The sequence below is a fragment of the Azorhizobium doebereinerae UFLA1-100 genome (assembly GCF_000473085.1).
In the GTDB taxonomy this organism is placed as follows: domain Bacteria; phylum Pseudomonadota; class Alphaproteobacteria; order Rhizobiales; family Xanthobacteraceae; genus Azorhizobium; species Azorhizobium doebereinerae.
Window position 1 is genome coordinate 36,249 of record NZ_KI421497.1, and the last position, 15,486, is coordinate 51,734.

Here is a 15,486-nt window from a genome sequence, read left to right on the forward strand (position 1 = left end):
GGCGTCAGCTATGACGGCGCCTTCGCCTCCGGCACCCAGAGCAACACCGTCCGCGGCACCGCCAGCGTGACGTTCTGAGGCGGCCGGAGGCGGGACTCGTGGGGGCCGGAGGCGGGATCTGCGCAAACCGTCCGCCGCCCCGCACTTTTTCGCTGCGATAATGAGCCGGAGCGGCATCCTGTTGTAAAATTGTAAGCCGGCGCGGGGATAAGGATGACGCTGCGCCGCTTCGGCTCAGCTTCCGCCCACCGACGACCGCCCGCGCCGGGCGGCGAGGCCAGACGGGGACGGCCGATGCCCTGGGAAGCGATCCGGTTTCGCGGACCGCGCATGGCGCGCAAGGCCGGGCCGTGCGGGCTCGTCCGGCGCGCGGAGAAGCCTGCAACGGCCGGCACGCCGGCACGAGGGGACAGGATGAAGGATCCGATCGCGAAGACCATCGGCTACCGGCTCAACCACACCGCCCGGCTGCAACGCGCCCTGTCGGCGCGGCTGCTGGCGGACCTCAGCCTGTTTCCCGGCCAGGAGTCGGTGCTGAAGCTGCTGGTGGAGCATGACGGGCGCACCATGGGGGATCTGGCCGCCGCGCTGCGCGTGCGCCCGCCCACCGCCTCCAAGACCATCGCCCGCCTGACCACCCAGGGTCTGGTGGAGCGCCGCGCCACCGATGGCGACGGCCGGCTGGTGCGGGTCTTCCTCACCGCCTCCGGCCGCGAGCGCGGGCAGGCGGTGGACGGCATCTGGGACGCGCTGGAGGCCGAGATCGTCGGCAACCTGGACCACAAGGAGCGCAAGCGCCTGCGCAAGCTGCTGCGCAAGGTGGAGAAGAGCCTCGCCGCCAAGCTGGGCGCCGACCAGGGCGTCGACGACGAGATCGAGCCCGCCGAGGACGACGACGAGGCGTGAGCGGGGGAGGTCTCTCCCGCTGAATTTCAAGGGTTCCGGCTGGGGCCGGCGCCACCGCACCCCCTCTCCCGCTTGCGGGGGAGGGCCGGGGTGGGGGCCCGCAGCGCAGCGGAGGGAAGGCTCGCCCCTCCCCGCCCCTAATCCGCCAGTTCCAGCCTGAGATTCAACGTCGAGCGGCGGCCGATGTCGTCGTAATGGGCGGTCAGGAAGGCGTCCGCGCTGGCCCGGCCGAGGTCGCGCAAATGCTGGAGGAAGGCCCATTCCGGGTTCAGCTTGGAGGACAAATCGAGGTCGGTGAGCTGGTCGTCGCCGCCGATGCGGTGCAGCCGCACCCGGCGGAAGCTGGAGCCGCCCAGGGTCCAGCGCGTCAGCAGCCCCTGCTCGATGAGCTGGGAGGCGTGGTCGATCGCCCGCAGCTGCGCCAGCAGCGAGGCGTTGAAGGTGATCTCGTTGATGCGGTTCTGGATTTCCGCCGCCGTGCGCGGCGTCTCCTCGCGCAGGATCGGGTTGATCTGCACCAGGACGAGGTCGTCCGCCTCGGTCTTCTCATAGAGCGGGAACAAGGGCGGGTTGCCCATGTAGCCGCCGTCCCAATAGGGCACGCCGTCGATCTCCACCGCCTGGAACAGCTGCGGCAGGCAGGCGGAGGCCATCACCGCCTCGGCGGTCATCTCCTCATGGCCGAAGATGCGGGCCCGGCCGGTGCGCACGTTGGTGGCCGAGACGAACACCTTCACGTCCGACGCCCGGATCGCCTCGAAATCCACGTGGGCGGTCAGGATGTCCTTGAGCGGATTGATGTTCAGCGGGTTGACGTCATAGGGCGAGAGATAGCGCGAGGCCATCTCGAAGGCCAGATAGGCCGGGTTCTTGGCCAGCGACCAGGAGCCCAGCAGCCGGTCGAACGCGGTGCGCTGGAGCGGCGAGAGGTGGCCGTCACGCGACACGTCGCGCCAGAACTGGCCGAGCGCGGCGCGCGCCGCCTCCGGCCCGCCCTTGGCGAGGCCCGAGGCCATCACCACGGCGTTCATCGCCCCGGCGCTGGTGCCCGAGATGCCGGAGACGACGAAATCGTCCTCCTGCAACAGGCGGTCGATCACCCCCCAGGTGAAGGCGCCATGGGCGCCTCCCCCCTGGAGGGCGAGGCTGATGGTCTTCGGGCCGCCACGCCGGGTCATGCGGATACCCGCCGCCTCACTCCGCGACCCAGCCGCCGTCGATCTGGTGCATGGCGCCGGTGATGGAGCGGGCGTTGTCGCCGGCCAGGAACACCGCCAGCGCCGCCACTTCCTCCACCGTCACGAATTCCTTGGTGGGCTGGGCGGCGAGCAGCACGTCCTTCTTCACCTGCTCCTCGGTCATGCCGCGGGCCTTGGCGGTGTCGGGGATCTGCTTCTCCACCAGCGGCGTCCACACATAGCCGGGGCAGATGGCGTTGCAGGTGATGCCGAAGGTGGCGGTTTCCAGCGCCACCACCTTGGTCAGGCCGGCGATGCCGTGCTTGGCCGCCACATAGGCCGACTTGAAGGGCGAGCCGACCAGGGCATGGGCCGAGGCGGTGTTGATGATGCGGCCCCACTTGCGCGCCTTCATGCCCGGCACCGCGGCGCGGATGGCGAGGAAGGCGGCGGTGAGGTTGATGCCGATGATGTTGTTCCAGCCGTCGATCGGGAAGTCCTCGATCGGCGAGACGATCTGGATGCCGGCATTGTTGACCAGGATGTCGCAGGCGCCGAACTCGGTCTCGGCGAGCTTGACCATGCCGGCGATCTCGTCGGCCTTCAGCATGTTGGCGTCGGAATAGAGCGCCTTGACGCCGAAGTCGCTCTCGATCCGGGCGCGCTCGGCCTCGATCGCCGCCGCGTCGCCGAGGCCGTTGATCACCACATTGGCGCCCTCCGCCGCGAAGGCGCGCGCGTAGGCAAGCCCGATGCCGCTGGTGGAGCCTGTGACGACGGCGACCTTACCCTTGATCGACATGATGGATCTTCCTCAGCTTGCGGCGGGCGCGAGGCCCCGGTCCGCCTCTTATAGTGAAGGGTTGTGACGGTCGCGTCATACCCGTGCGCCCGCCCGCCCGGCGACCTTGCGACGGATAGGCGCTTTGCGCAACGCTTCGCGCCCCGCAAAGCGCGGGGAGGCATGGCAAGACGCCGCCGTCCTCGCTACATTGCGGAGCATGAACACCGAAGCGCCTGTGCCGGGCGCCGTGTCCCACGCGCACGGTCCCGACCATGATCATGACGAATGCGTCAGCGGCGCGCTGGCGCGGGTGGAGAAGTGCTGCGCCGAGAAGGGCCTGCGCCTCACCCCGCTGCGCCGGGGCGTGATGCAGGTGCTGGCGCAGAGCCACGTGCCGCTGGGTGCCTACGAGATCGTCGAGCGGCTGGGGCCGGAGGGCGACCGCCCGCCGCCCATGTCGGTCTACCGGGTGCTGGACTTCCTCGTGACGGAGGGGCTCGCCCACCGCATCGAGAGCCGCAACGCCTTCCTGGCCTGCGGCCATGTGCACGATCCCGAGGACGTGGTGGTGTTCCTGATCTGCGAGCAGTGCGGCGCGACGCAGGAGGTGGGCTCCCACGCCATCGGCCGGGACCTGGCCTGGGCGGCGCGCTCGGCCGGCTTCGCGCCGCGCCAGCGGGTGCTGGAGGTGGCCGGCCTGTGCGCCCGCTGCCGCCCCCAAGGCGAAGCGTGACCGAGCCAGGACGACACCGGGGCGGTTGACGGCCACCGGCCGGGCGCATACGTCCGGCGGGCCGGCGCACGGGCCCCGCCCCCCGCCGCCGGATCGAGGTTCGGCTTTGCCGGCGAAGGACCAGAGCGATGACACAGGACCCCCACGCCAAGGGTGACGGTGCACCGATGCCGGTGGTGCCGGACGAACTGCTGCACGCCGGCCCCGCCATGCGCCGGCGCACCGTCGCCGTGCCGGTGGGCAAGGTGATCGTCGGCGGCGACGCGCCCTGCGCGGTGCAGTCCATGACCAATACCGACACCGCCGACATCGACGGCACCGTGCGCCAGGTGGCGGCGCTCGCCCGCGCCGGCTCGGAGATCGTGCGCATCACGGTGGACCGCGACGAGGCCGCCGCCGCCGTGCCGCGCATCAAGGAGCGGCTCGTCCGCCAGGGCGTGGACGTGCCGCTGGTGGGCGATTTCCATTATATCGGCCACAAGCTGCTGGCCGACCATCCCGCCTGCGCCCAGGCGCTGGACAAATACCGCATCAATCCCGGCAACGTCGGCTTCGGCGCCAAGAGGGACCGCCAGTTCACCGCCATCGTCGAGACCGCCATCAAGCATGACAAGGCGGTGCGCATCGGCGCCAACTGGGGCTCGCTCGACCAGGAGCTGCTCACCGCGCTGATGGACGAGAACGCCAAGCTGGCGAAGCCTGCGGAGGCCCGCGCCGTGACCCGCGAGGCGCTGATCCGCTCGGCTCTGCTGTCCGCCGCCTTGGCCGAGGAGATCGGCCTCAAGCGCAACCGCATCATCCTCTCCGCCAAGGTCTCGGCGGTGCAGGACCTGATCGCGGTCTATACCGAGCTCTCGCGCCGCGCCGATTATGCCCTACACCTCGGCCTCACCGAGGCGGGCATGGGCTCGAAGGGCATCGTCGCCTCCACCGCCGCCATGGGCGTGGTGCTCCAGGCCGGCATCGGCGACACCATCCGCGTCTCGCTGACGCCCGAGCCCAATGGCGACCGCACCCGCGAGGTGCAGGTGGCGCAGGAAATCCTCCAGACCATGGGGCTGCGCACCTTCGTGCCTTTGGTGGCGGCGTGCCCCGGCTGCGGCCGCACCACCTCCACCACCTTCCAGGAGCTGGCGCAGGGCGTGCAGGACATGATCCGCGAGCGCATGCCGGAGTGGAAGAAGTCCTATCCCGGCGTCGAGACGCTGAACGTGGCGGTGATGGGCTGCATCGTGAACGGCCCGGGCGAGAGCAAGCATGCCGACATCGGCATCTCTTTGCCCGGCACCGGCGAGATCCCCAGCGCGCCGATCTACATGGACGGCAAGAAGGTGGGCACCTTGCGCGGCCCCAACCTCCAGGTGGAGTTCCGCGCCATGGTGGAGGACTATGTGGCGAAGCGCTTCGGGGTGGGGGCACAGCGCCCCGCGGAGCCCGCCCCCGCGACCGCACAGCCGGTGGACGCCGCCGAATAGGCGTGATTCATGGGAGCCGACCCGTGCCGCGGCGGCAGACCGCTGCGGCCGGAGCTTTCAGGGATGCCGCCGCCATGCCCGTTCCGCGCCTTCTCGCCCTCTTGCGCCCCCGCGCGCGCGGTTTCCGGTTGCGCCGCCTCCTTTCGCGCCTGCTGGCGCCGGCCGCCTGCGCGCTCGCCATCCTCGCCGCGCCGCCGGCCCGGGCGCAGGAGACGACCACCGACCCGGCGATGGTGAAGCCCGGCACCTACCGGCTCGACGCCAGCCATGCGCGGGTGGTGTGGAGCCTCAGCCATCGCGGCTTCTCCACCTATAGCGGGCTGCTGCCGGCCTCGGCCGGCACGCTGACCCTCGACCCCGCCGCGCCGCAGAACAGCCAGGTGGAGGTGACCCTGGCGAGCGCCGCAGTGGGCACGCTCGACCCGCGCTTCGACGCGCGGCTGAAGGGGCCGGACTATTTCAACGCCGAGGCCTTCCCCACCATCACCTTCGCCTCCATCGGCGTGGTGCCGTCCGGCCCCACCGCCAAGGTGACGGGCACCCTGACCTTCCTCGGCGTGACGCGGCCGGTGACGCTGGACGTGACCTTCCACAAGGCGGGGGTGAACCCCACGGACAAGCTCTACCACGTGGGCTTCGACGCCACCGGCACGCTGACCCGCTCCGACTTCGGCCTGACGACCGGCCTGCCGGGCATCGGCGACCAGGTGACGCTGCGGATCGAGGCGGAGTTCGTGGCGAAGGAGTGAGGGGGGGGCAGACCATCGTCTTGACGTCGTGACCGTTGCGTCAAGAGTGCGTTCAAAGCGGTCCCATCCGCAGGCCTGCACCTTGCATTTTCACCGAGCTTTTACGCGCTCAATGCAACAATCCTTCCGCGCCAACAGCCTCACGAACAATTCTCTGGACCGCCTGCCCTTCGTCATGCCGGTACACCGGCAACGCGCTGAGGCGATTTGATGCACGCTGGCGCAGTTTGGACGTAATTGAGCTATCGCTCTCTAACAAGGCAATCACCGAGAGAGCATCTCTGGACTCATACAAGGCTGCCATCTGCAAAAATATTGCATCGTTCACACGCTGCGCCGACTGTGCCAAGAAAATCGCAACGGGGTCACGGTTTGGCGCTCTGATAACAAGATCAGGCTTAACCTCGTTTAAGTGATCGTTTACGACCGCATCCTCTTCGATTTTTGCGCGAGTACCGATCGCTTCCATAATGCGCTTTTTTGCATCGTCCTTGAACGCACTTTCGACGTGCTCTTGGCTCAGGAGCAAAAAATCGGATAGACGCAGCAGAAGCGCCGCAAATCCGATCGATGCCCTCGCAATTTCATGCTCTGGCATATCCGGAGTGCGGATAACGGCCTCGTCTCGATCGTATTGAGCACCATATTCCTCAAGGACGGTTGTTAACGCTTTTTGGCGGGTCTGAGTGTCGAAATCCACACCAGCCGCCTCCAGGTACGGGATAGTTGTTCCATCGTCCTCAAGACGCGCCAAGTTGCTCTCGAGAGAACTCTTGATAACGTAAAAGCCGATGGCGTCACCGTCAGCACGACGAAAAGCCGTGCCTATTGCGAGCCCCGCCGGCACTTCTCTCACGCGAATTTCGTCGCAAAAGGCTCTACAAATCTGCTCCTTCATAGTAACGAGCCTTCTACTTCTATCTTATAACACTTGAACGCAAATCGCTGCGCCGACAATTCATCTTTGATATCAAAATCTTGGCGTTTGTGAGCCCGCTTTGCGTGGGGGATGCGTTTAACCCAGGGGCCTCGCATATATCCGTTCGGCACCTTCGCCACGTTGTCGCACGCTGCGTGGCAATGCCAACCCGGTTCCGAGGGGTGATATTCGTAAGAGCAGAGCACGCGCAATGCTCCGCTGACGATGGCCCCGAGGATCGCCTCAAACTTCTGCTTCCCGGCATTAAAGACGACCAGAACCTTGCATTCAACGCCAAGTGCGACGAACGATATGACGCACCAGCGATACGAAGTGCCAAGACCGTAGGCTTGCCTTGCCATTGGAAAGTCCGCTTTCGGAACTTTCCCCGAATGCCATGACCCGACCTTAATATCCGATTTTGGCGCTTGTACGATGCGCCGAAGTCTGATGATCACCGGATCCCCCCGCGCGGCCCCACGACACGCTACATCAGGGCAATACTACATATGTGATAGTTGCTCCACATTCGTCAAATTCACCCCACCGGCCGGCGGTCCTCGATGGTCTTGGCGTCGGCGGGGAGCGTGCCGGGGGTGAGCGGCACGAGGCGGGCGCGCAGCTTGGTCGAGGCGCGCAGATCCTCCAGCAGGCGCTCCTGCGCCAGCGCGGAAAGATCCGCCACCTCGATCTCCAGGATCATGTCGTCGCCGTCCCCGGCCCGCTCCACCACCAGGCGGGCGCGGGCGACCGCGGGGTGCTTCTTCACCGCCGCGCTCACCTGCACCGGATGCACGAACATGCCGCGGATCTTGGTCACTTGGTCGGCCCGCCCCAGCCAGCCGCGCAGCCGCATGTTGGTGCGCCCGCAGGGGCTCACCCCCGGCAGCACGGCGGACAGGTCGCCGGTGGCGAAGCGCACCAGCGGATAATCCTCCTCCAGCAGCGTCACCACCACCTCGCCGACTTCGCCCTCCTCCTCCACCGGGTCGCCGGTGCCGGGGCGCAGGATTTCGATGATCAGATGCTCATCGACGATCATGCCCTGCTGCGCCGGGCTCTCATAGGCGACGAGGCCGAGGTCGGCGGTGCCGTAGCATTGCAGCGCGGCGATGCCCGCCGCCTGGAATTCCGCCCGCTGGGCGGGGAAGAAGGCCTCGCCCGAGACCAGCGCCTTGGTGAGCGAGGAGAGGTCCGCCCCCTCCTCCCGCGCCTTGTCCAAGAGGATCTTCAGGAAGGACGGCGTGCCGCCATAGCCGTGCGGCCGGATGTCGGCGATGGCGCGCAATTGCAGGTCGGTCTGCCCCACCCCGCCCGGCACCACGGCGCAGCCGATGGCATGGGCGCCGCTCTCGATCATCGAGCCGGCAGGCGTCAGGTGGTAGGAGAAGCAGTTGTGCACGATCTCGCCGGCGCGGAAACCGGCGGCGTGAAGGGCGCGGGCGAAGCGCCAATAGTCCGTGCGGCGCCCTTCCGGATCATAGATCGGGCCGGGCGACATGAAGATGCGGGCGAGCCCGCCCGGCGGCGTGCCGTTGAGCCCGCCGAACGGCAGGCTTTTCGGCTGCAAGTCCAAGAGGTCCGACTTGCGGGTGACGGGCAGCCGGGCGAGCGCGGCGCGGCTCGTCACCGCGTGCGGGTCCACGTCCCTCAGCAGCGCGCCGAAATAGGCCGAGCGCGCCTTGGCGCGGGCGATCTGGTGCGGCAGCGCCGCCATCAGCGCCTGCTCGCGCGCCTCCGGGTCGCGGGTTTCCAGGGCGTCGTAATACCGGCCGTCGGTCATGCTTGCGCTCTTTCGTTTCCGGTGCTGGGGAGATCGGGTCCGTGATGCTTCTGCCCCGGCCGTTTCACCCCCCTCCCTTCCCTCCCCCGCAAGGGGGGAGGAGCCCCCGCATCATATGGCGCCGCCACGTGGGCAAGGCAGCGTTGCTGAAATACCTCAAGGCGATCCGCCGCGCGGTCCGTCATCCCGCGCCACCTGCCCCCTCCCCCCTTGCGGGGGAGGGATGGGGAGGGGGGTGAAGCCCGCTCCGTCGGATGACCCTGTCCCGTCAATCCCGTCCATGACGCGCCGAAGGGAACGCCCCCTCACAGCCAGCGCTTACGCCGCTTGAACGACTTCAGGTTCTTGAACGACTTGCGCTCCTCGCCGCCGCCCTGGCCGAGGTAGAATTCCTTCACGTCCTCGTTGGACTGCAACTGCTCGGCGGTGCCGTCCAGCACGATCTTGCCCTGCTCCATGATGTAGCCGGTGTCGGCCACCGACAGCGCCACGCGGGCATTCTGCTCCACCAGCAGGATGGTGACGCCGAGATCCTTGTTGAGCTGCTTGATGATGGCGAACACCTCCTTCACCAGCAGCGGCGAGAGGCCCATGGAGGGCTCGTCCATCAGGATCAGCTTGGGCCGGGCCATGATGGCGCGGCCGATGGCCAGCATCTGCTGCTCGCCGCCGGAGAGATAGCCGGCAAGGCCGGTGCGCTCCTTGAGGCGCGGGAAATAATGATAGACCCGGTCGATGTCGTCCTTCACCCCGTTGTCGCGCCGGGTGAAGGCGCCGAGGCGCAGGTTCTCCAGCGCGGTCATGTCGGAGATGATGCGGCGGCCCTCCATCACCTGGAAGATGCCGCGCCGCACGATGCGGTCCGGCTCGATGCCCTTGATGGCCTCGCCCTCGAAGGTGATCTGGCCGCGCGTGACCTCGCCGTCCTCGGACTTCAGGAGGCCGGAGATGGCCTTGAGCGTGGTGGACTTGCCGGCGCCGTTGGAGCCGAGCAGCGCCACGATCTGGCCCTTCGGCACCTTCAGCGAGAGGCCGCGCAGCACCAGGATGACGTCGTTATAGACCACCTCGATATTGTCCACCGCCAGCAGCGGGGCGGCAGCGTCCGGGGCCGGCGCGGCATCCATCTTCAGTGCGGCGTCAGTCATGGCGGGCTCCGGCGGTCGGGGATCGGGACTGCGGGGGATCAGGAGGTGGGGGCGCGCCGGGCGCGCCCCCGTGCCGGTCTGGCGGCGGGGCTCACCAGCCCAGCAGGTCGGTCTTGCGGTCGAGCTTGATGGTGGCGACCTTGTCCAGCTTGATGGCGCCGGACTTCACGAGGTCGGCCAGCGGCGCGTCGGTCGGCCCGCTCACCACGGCGCGGTAGAGGTCCACGGTCATGGTCGGGCGGTGGTCGGTGGCGGTCCAGGTGGAGGGATTGCACACGCCCTCGGTGCCCTGCGGCACCCAGTCCTTCTTCTGGTACATGCCCTCGGCGATCTTCGGCCCGGTGACGCCGCCGTTCTTGTCGGCCCACTCCATGGCTTCCTTCATGTAGAGCACCGTGCACACCGCGGTCATGTAATGCACCGAGCGGTAGGCGTTGCCCGACGGGTCGGACTGCTTGGAGACCTCCTTGAAGGTGGCGAGGCCCGGCGCCGTGCCGGTCCAGGTGACGGCGGTGCGCACCGGGAAGACGACGCCGTTGGCGGCGGTGCCGGCGGCCTTCATGGCCTCCTCGCCCATGCCCCAGACGTTGCCGAGGAACTGCACCTTCACGCCCGCCGTCTCGCAGGCTTTCAGCACCGAGATGTTGGAGCCGGCGGTGTTGCCGAGATAGGCGTAGTTGGCGCCCGCCTGCTTCAGCGTCAGGCACTGGGCGGTGTAGTCGCCGGGCGTCAGGGCGAAGGTGATGGGCTCCAGCACATCGAAGCCGAGCTCCTTGGCATAGGCTTCCGCCGCCGCCTTGGGCGAGTTGGGATAGGGGTGGTTGGCGCCCATGTGCACCCACTTGGGCTTGCCCTGGCCGCCCTTGGCCTTCCAGTCGTCCGCCGCCCACCGCACCATGGCGCGCGCGGCGTCCGAATAGGACGGGCCGTAGAAGAAGTTGTAGGGCGCGGCGCGCTCGCTCTTGGGGCCGCCCTTGCCGGTGGGGTCGGTCAGGGTGGCGGCGTAGGAGCCGGAATAATAGGGGATCTGCTCCTTGGTCACCAGCGCCACCAGGGCCTCGGTGTCGGCCGTGCCCCAGCCCTGGATCGCCACCACCTTGTCCGAGCCGGAGGTCCACTTCTTGAAGGCGGCCAGCGCGCGGGGCACCTGGTAGCCATATTCGTTGAAGTCGGAATTGATGGTCTTGCCGTTCACCCCGCCGGTCTTGTTGATGAAGGCGATGGTGTCCTGCACGCCCTGGCCGTAGGGCTGGCCCACGTCCGACGTGCCGCCGGAATAGTCCGCCAGGTGGCCGATGTTGATGGTCTGCTGGGCGAGGGCGGGCGCGGCGAGCGTGAGCGCCAGCGCGGAGACGAACGAAAAGGCTGCGGTCCTCATGGATTTAGGTCCTCTCTTTGGCGTTTCCTCTGCCGGCCCGGGGATCTTGCCGCCCCCGGTGCCGGCCCGGTCTCATGATGCAACGATCAATAGGAGAAGGGATAGAGCTTCCAATAGGCCTTGATCTGCCGCCAGCGGTGGGCGAGGCCGTCCGGCTCGAAGATCAGGAACAGGATGATGACGGCGCCGATCAGCATCTCGCGCAGATAGGTGATGCCGTCCTTCAGATGCAGCGCCTGGTCGATGGCGCTGCCTTGCAGGGCGCCGGCCAGCGCCCCGGTCAGCTCCGGCAGCAGCACCATGAAGATGGTGCCGAGCAGGGAGCCCATCACCGAGCCCAGCCCGCCGATGATGATCATGGCGAGGAACTGGATGGAGAACAGGATGTCCAGCCCCTCCACCGACATGTAGCCGATGTAGTGGGCGTACAGCGCCCCGGCGATGCCGGCGTAGAAGGAGGAGATGCCGAACGCCATGGTGCGGTACTTGGTGAGGTTCACCCCCATCATCTCGGCGGAGAGATAATGGTCGCGCACCGCGATCAGCGCCCGGCCGTCGCGGCTGCGCATCAGGTTGGCGGCGCCCACGTACAGCACCACGAAGAACACCAGCACCACGTAGAAGTAGCGGGCATCGCCGGAGAAGTCGAAGCCGAGGATGGTGAAGGGCGCCGCCACCGCCCCCGACGAGCCGCCGGTAAACCAGGCGGCGCGCACGAAGAAGTCCTGGAGGATGAACTGCGCCGCGAGCGTGGCGATGGCCAGATACAGCCCCTTCACCCGCGCCGCCGGCAGGCCGAACAGCAGGCCCACCACCGTGGTCCACAGCCCGGCCAGGATGATGGCGAGCGGCACCGGCACGCCGTGCTCGGCGAGGAAGGCGGAGGCGAAGCCGCCGAAGCCGTAGAACACCGCGTGGCCGATGGAGATCTGGCCGGAGAAGCCGACCAATATGTTCAGCCCCAGCGCGGCGATGCCGAGATAGCCGATCTGGATCAGCAGGCTGACCAGATAGCTCGACAGCACCAGCGGGGCGAGCGCCAGCAGCACCACGCCGGCGACGCAGCAGGCCAGCGTCAGGCGGGTGGTGAACAGCGTCTGGTCGGCGCGGTAGCTGGAGCGATAGTCGCCGCAGGGGCGCAGGGTATCGGTCGCCATCAGACCCTCTCGATGTCGCGGGTGCCGAACAGGCCGTAGGGCTTGATCATGAGGATGACGATCAGCGCGTAGAACGGCACGATCTCATAGAGGTTGCCCCAATGCAGGAACTGGCTGTCGAAATAGTGCGCCACGTTCTCCAGCACCCCGATGATGAGCCCGCCCACCACCGCGCCGAAGATGCTGTCGAGCCCGCCCAGGATCACCGCCGGGAACACCTTGATGCCGAAGTAGGACAGAGCGGACGACACGCCGTTGACGATGCCCACCACCACGCCCGCCACCGCCGAGACCGCCGCCGAGATGCCCCAGGACAGAGCGAACATCTGCCGCACCGAGATGCCCAGCGACTGGGCCACCTGCTGCGAGAAGGCGGTGGCGCGCATGGCGAGGCCGACGCGGGAATATTTGAAGAACCAGGCGAAGCCCGCCATGATCGCGAGACTGACACCGGTGGACATCAGATAGGCGCTCTGCACCTGGAGGCCGAGGATCTCCACCTTCGCCACCGGGAAGATCGGCGGGAACGGCTGGGCGAAGGTGCCGAACATCCACTTCATCAGCGCCTGGAAGAAGATGCTGAGGCCGATGGTGACCATGATGACCGAGATGATCGGCTCGCCGATCAGCGGCCGCAGCACCAGCATCTGCAAAGCGAGGCCGAACAGCATCATGAAGGCGATGGAAAACAGGAAGCCCCAGATGAAGGGGATCTGCCACGCCGTCATCAGGTACCAGCAGGTCCAGGCACCGATGAGCAGGAACTCGCCCTGGGCGAAGTTCACCACCTGCGAGGCCTTGTAGATGAGCACGAAGCACATGCCCACCACGCCGTAGAGCGTGCCGATGATGAGGCCGTTGATGATCAATTGGAGCAGGAGCGAGGAGGTCATCGGGCGAGCCTCGTGAAGATGCGGACGGACGGCGCGATGCGAATGGCGGCCGGTCCGGCCTTGCGGCCGGCCCCCACCCCCGCCCTCCCCCGCAAGCGGGAGAGGGAGTTGCGGCGCGCCTGGAGAAGAGGACGCGCATGCACTCCCGCTGGCGGCGGCCCGACAACGGAGAGCGCGTCACCCCCCTCCCTGCCCTCCCCCACAAGGGGGGAGGGTTCCGGGCGCGCCCGGAGGACGTCGGTGCGTTGGATGCCCCGCCCCGCAGGGCGACAGGCCCCCTCCCCCCTTGCGGGGGAGGGTTGGGCGGGGGAGGGTTGGGGAAGGGGGTGAAGCCGCTCCGACCCGGAACGCCGGCCCGCCGCGCGCATCCGCACCGAAAGCCAAGCGGCTAAGCCGCCGACGAACGCCCGCCCCATCACGCCGCCCTCTTCTTGCCGGCGCCCGCCACGGGCGCGGCGGGGTCGAGGTGGATGACGTTCAGCACCGTGCGGATGCGCTGCTTGGTGCCGTCCTGGAAGGCGATGGTGGTGTCCACGTCGATGGTCCGGTCACCCCGGTACATGGCGTCGATGATGGCGCCGTAGCGCTCGTTGATGACACCGCGCCGCACCTTGCGGGTGCGCGTCAGTTCGCCGTCGTCCGCGTCCAGCTCCTTGTAGAGCAGCAGGAAGCGCGAGAGGCGCTGCTTTTCCGCCAGCGTCTTGTTCACCTGCTCCACCTCGCGGCGGATCATCTCCGTCACCTCCGGCCGCGACGACAGATCGGTATAGGTGGTGAACGAGATGCGGTTCTTCTCCGCCCATTTCGACACGATGGGGAAGCGGATGCAGATGATGGCGGCGAGACTCTCCCGCCCGTCGCCCAGCACCACCGCCTCGGCCACGTAAGGCGAGAACTTCAGCTTGTTCTCGATATATTGCGGCGAGAAGCGGTCGCCCTGCGCGGTGCGGGCGAGGTCGCGCACGCGGTCGATCACGACGAGATGGCCGCGCTTGTCGAAATAGCCGGCGTCGCCGGTGCGCATCCAGCCGTCCGCCTCCAGCGATTTCGCCGTCTCCTCGGGGTTGAGGTAATAGCCCGCGAAGGGGTTGGGGTGGCGGGTGACGATCTCGCCCAGCCCGTTCGGGTCGGGATCGTCGATGCGGATCTCCACCCCCTCGAACGGCTTGCCCACGGTGTCGAAATCCACCTCGTCCCGGCGGTGCAGGGTATAGGCGCCCAGCATCTCGGTCTGGCCGTAGAGCTGGCGCATGGGCACGCCCAGGGCCAGGAAGAAGCGGAAGGTGTCCGGCCCCAGCGCCGCCCCGCCGGTGGCGGCGGAGACGAGGTTGGAGAAGCCGAGCCGGTCGCGCAGCGGGCGGAACAGGATGACATCGGCGAGCTTCGAGCGCCGGCCCTGGTCCTGCGCCTTCAGGCCCAGCTTCATGCCGAAATCGAACATGGCGCGCTTGAACGGCGAGGCGTCCATGATGCGGGCGCGCACGTCGGCGGCGATCTGCTCCCACACCCGCGGGGCGAACAGCACGAAGGTGGGGCCGATCTCGCGCATGTCGGCCATGGTGGTCTCCGGCTCCTCGACGAAGTTGACCTTCATGCGGGAGATGAGCGCCTGACCAAAAGCGTAGATCTGCTCCATGATCCAGGGCATCTGGAGCACGGAGACATATTCGTCCTCAGGTCCCCGCGGGTCGGCCGCCAGATAGGCGGCGCAATGGCGCAGCAGCGCCCCGCCGGTGAGCATGGCGAGCTTGGGATGGGAGGTGGTGCCCGAGGTGGTGCACAGGATCGCCACGTCGGCGCCGGAGCCGGCGGCGACCAGGGCGTCGTAGCGGGCGGGCGCGGCCGCGTGCAGCGCGGCGCCGCGCGCCTCCACGTCGGCCAGGGCGATCAGGCGCGGGTCGTCGTATTTGCGCACCCCGCGCGGGTCGGCATAGACGATGTGCCGCACGGTGGGGATCTGCTCGCCGAGCTGGAGCAGCTTGTCCACCTGCTCCTCGTCCTCGGCGAAGATCACCTGCATTCCGGCATAAGTGATGAGATAGGCCACCTCGTCCGCCAAGGCATCGCGATAGATGCCGAGCGACATGCCGCCCACCGCATGGGCGGCGATCTCGCCCATCAGCCATTCCGGCCGGTTGTCGCCGATGAGGCCGACCACCTCGCCCCGCGCCACGCCGAGATCGACGAGGCCCAGCGCCATGCGGCGCACGCGCTCGGCCACCTCCAGCCAGCTATAGGCGTTCCAGATGCCGAGGTGCTTCTCGCGCAGCCACACCTCGCCGGGATGGGCGGCGGCATGGAGCGCCAGCAGCTTCGGCAAGGTGTCGTGGCGGGTGACGTCCGGATAGCCGGCCACCAGGGCGTCGGAAGGGGTGTCGCGCAT

The 15,486-nt window shown here is 67.9% G+C and carries 14 protein-coding genes; 4 read left to right on the forward strand and 10 right to left on the reverse strand.

Annotated features, from left to right (window positions below; all coding sequences use genetic code 11):
* Window positions 1-414 precede the first annotated feature (414 nt).
* Entirely contained in the window at window positions 415-906 is a 492-nt protein-coding gene (locus YU1_RS0126475; protein WP_029006587.1) for a MarR family winged helix-turn-helix transcriptional regulator, read from the forward strand.
* Between the two features lie 137 nt (window positions 907-1,043).
* On the opposite strand, the gene YU1_RS0126480 is transcribed toward YU1_RS0126475, so the two are convergent.
* Together YU1_RS0126480 and YU1_RS0126485 are read right to left on the reverse strand one after the other, a co-directional pair.
* Entirely contained in the window at window positions 1,044-2,084 is a 1,041-nt protein-coding gene (locus YU1_RS0126480) for a patatin-like phospholipase family protein (protein WP_029006588.1), read from the reverse strand.
* A gap of 16 nt (window positions 2,085-2,100) precedes the next feature.
* Entirely contained in the window at window positions 2,101-2,886 is a 786-nt protein-coding gene (locus YU1_RS0126485; RefSeq protein ID WP_029006589.1) for a 3-hydroxybutyrate dehydrogenase, read from the reverse strand.
* A gap of 199 nt (window positions 2,887-3,085) precedes the next feature.
* On the opposite strand from YU1_RS0126485, the gene YU1_RS0126490 reads away from it, so the two are divergent.
* From YU1_RS0126490 to YU1_RS31555, 3 genes are all read left to right on the forward strand, one after another.
* Window positions 3,086-3,601: a Fur family transcriptional regulator gene (locus YU1_RS0126490; protein ID WP_035716819.1), complete on the forward strand. Its 516-nt coding sequence runs from the start codon at window positions 3,086-3,088 to the stop codon at window positions 3,599-3,601.
* A gap of 167 nt (window positions 3,602-3,768) precedes the next feature.
* Window positions 3,769-5,076, forward strand: a complete 1,308-nt coding sequence (ispG, locus tag YU1_RS0126495; protein WP_029006591.1) for a flavodoxin-dependent (E)-4-hydroxy-3-methylbut-2-enyl-diphosphate synthase — start codon at window positions 3,769-3,771, stop codon at window positions 5,074-5,076.
* A gap of 74 nt (window positions 5,077-5,150) precedes the next feature.
* The gene (locus YU1_RS31555; RefSeq protein ID WP_084540163.1) at window positions 5,151-5,825 is read left to right on the forward strand and encodes a YceI family protein; all 675 of its coding nucleotides are present in this window, start codon (window positions 5,151-5,153) and stop codon (window positions 5,823-5,825) included.
* 109 nt (window positions 5,826-5,934) lie between these two features.
* Here the strand turns inward: YU1_RS31555 and YU1_RS33230 are convergent, their stop codons facing one another.
* The 8 genes from YU1_RS33230 to YU1_RS0126530 form a co-directional block, all read right to left on the reverse strand.
* Window positions 5,935-6,723, reverse strand: a complete 789-nt coding sequence (locus YU1_RS33230; RefSeq protein WP_084540164.1) for a DUF1828 domain-containing protein — start codon at window positions 6,721-6,723, stop codon at window positions 5,935-5,937.
* A complete protein-coding gene (locus YU1_RS33875; RefSeq protein ID WP_156922520.1) occupies window positions 6,720-7,202 on the reverse strand; it encodes a hypothetical protein in 483 nt (160 codons plus the stop codon). The genes YU1_RS33230 and YU1_RS33875 overlap by 4 nt, the downstream gene beginning before the upstream one ends.
* Window positions 7,203-7,282: 80 nt before the next feature.
* Window positions 7,283-8,527 carry a phenylacetate--CoA ligase family protein gene (locus YU1_RS0126505; RefSeq protein ID WP_029006592.1) on the reverse strand — a complete coding sequence of 415 codons (1,245 nt, stop codon included), beginning with the start codon at window positions 8,525-8,527 and terminating at the stop codon, window positions 7,283-7,285.
* Between the two features lie 305 nt (window positions 8,528-8,832).
* On the reverse strand, window positions 8,833-9,675 hold the full coding sequence (locus YU1_RS0126510; protein WP_029006593.1) for an ABC transporter ATP-binding protein: 843 nt from the start codon (window positions 9,673-9,675) through the stop codon (window positions 8,833-8,835).
* A 91-nt stretch (window positions 9,676-9,766) separates the two neighbouring features.
* Window positions 9,767-11,053 carry an ABC transporter substrate-binding protein gene (locus tag YU1_RS0126515; protein ID WP_029006594.1) on the reverse strand — a complete coding sequence of 429 codons (1,287 nt, stop codon included), beginning with the start codon at window positions 11,051-11,053 and terminating at the stop codon, window positions 9,767-9,769.
* 86 nt (window positions 11,054-11,139) lie between these two features.
* Complete coding sequence (locus tag YU1_RS0126520) at window positions 11,140-12,210, reverse strand: branched-chain amino acid ABC transporter permease (RefSeq protein WP_029006595.1); 1,071 nt, start codon at window positions 12,208-12,210, stop codon at window positions 11,140-11,142.
* Window positions 12,210-13,103 carry a branched-chain amino acid ABC transporter permease gene (locus YU1_RS0126525; protein ID WP_029006596.1) on the reverse strand — a complete coding sequence of 298 codons (894 nt, stop codon included), beginning with the start codon at window positions 13,101-13,103 and terminating at the stop codon, window positions 12,210-12,212. Before YU1_RS0126525 ends, YU1_RS0126520 begins: the two co-directional genes overlap by 1 nt.
* A gap of 415 nt (window positions 13,104-13,518) precedes the next feature.
* The gene (locus tag YU1_RS0126530) at window positions 13,519-15,486 is read right to left on the reverse strand and encodes a long-chain fatty acid--CoA ligase (protein ID WP_051357437.1); all 1,968 of its coding nucleotides are present in this window, start codon (window positions 15,484-15,486) and stop codon (window positions 13,519-13,521) included.

What these genes read in the sequence shown, in the direction of transcription:
- YU1_RS0126475 (WP_029006587.1), top strand. Translation starts at nt 415, where the DNA reads ATGAAGGATCCGATCGCGAAGACCATCGGCTACCGGCTCAACCACACC.
- YU1_RS0126480 (WP_029006588.1), bottom strand. Translation starts at nt 2,084, where the DNA reads ATGACCCGGCGTGGCGGCCCGAAGACCATCAGCCTCGCCCTCCAGGGG.
- YU1_RS0126485 (WP_029006589.1), bottom strand. Translation starts at nt 2,886, where the DNA reads ATGTCGATCAAGGGTAAGGTCGCCGTCGTCACAGGCTCCACCAGCGGC.
- YU1_RS0126490 (WP_035716819.1), top strand. Translation starts at nt 3,086, where the DNA reads ATGAACACCGAAGCGCCTGTGCCGGGCGCCGTGTCCCACGCGCACGGT.
- ispG (WP_029006591.1), top strand. Translation starts at nt 3,769, where the DNA reads ATGCCGGTGGTGCCGGACGAACTGCTGCACGCCGGCCCCGCCATGCGC.
- YU1_RS31555 (WP_084540163.1), top strand. Translation starts at nt 5,151, where the DNA reads ATGCCCGTTCCGCGCCTTCTCGCCCTCTTGCGCCCCCGCGCGCGCGGT.
- YU1_RS33230 (WP_084540164.1), bottom strand. Translation starts at nt 6,723, where the DNA reads ATGAAGGAGCAGATTTGTAGAGCCTTTTGCGACGAAATTCGCGTGAGA.
- YU1_RS0126505 (WP_029006592.1), bottom strand. Translation starts at nt 8,527, where the DNA reads ATGACCGACGGCCGGTATTACGACGCCCTGGAAACCCGCGACCCGGAG.
- YU1_RS0126510 (WP_029006593.1), bottom strand. Translation starts at nt 9,675, where the DNA reads ATGACTGACGCCGCACTGAAGATGGATGCCGCGCCGGCCCCGGACGCT.
- YU1_RS0126515 (WP_029006594.1), bottom strand. Translation starts at nt 11,053, where the DNA reads ATGAGGACCGCAGCCTTTTCGTTCGTCTCCGCGCTGGCGCTCACGCTC.
- YU1_RS0126520 (WP_029006595.1), bottom strand. Translation starts at nt 12,210, where the DNA reads ATGGCGACCGATACCCTGCGCCCCTGCGGCGACTATCGCTCCAGCTAC.
- YU1_RS0126525 (WP_029006596.1), bottom strand. Translation starts at nt 13,103, where the DNA reads ATGACCTCCTCGCTCCTGCTCCAATTGATCATCAACGGCCTCATCATC.
- YU1_RS0126530 (WP_051357437.1), bottom strand. Translation starts at nt 15,486, where the DNA reads ATGCGCGACACCCCTTCCGACGCCCTGGTGGCCGGCTATCCGGACGTC.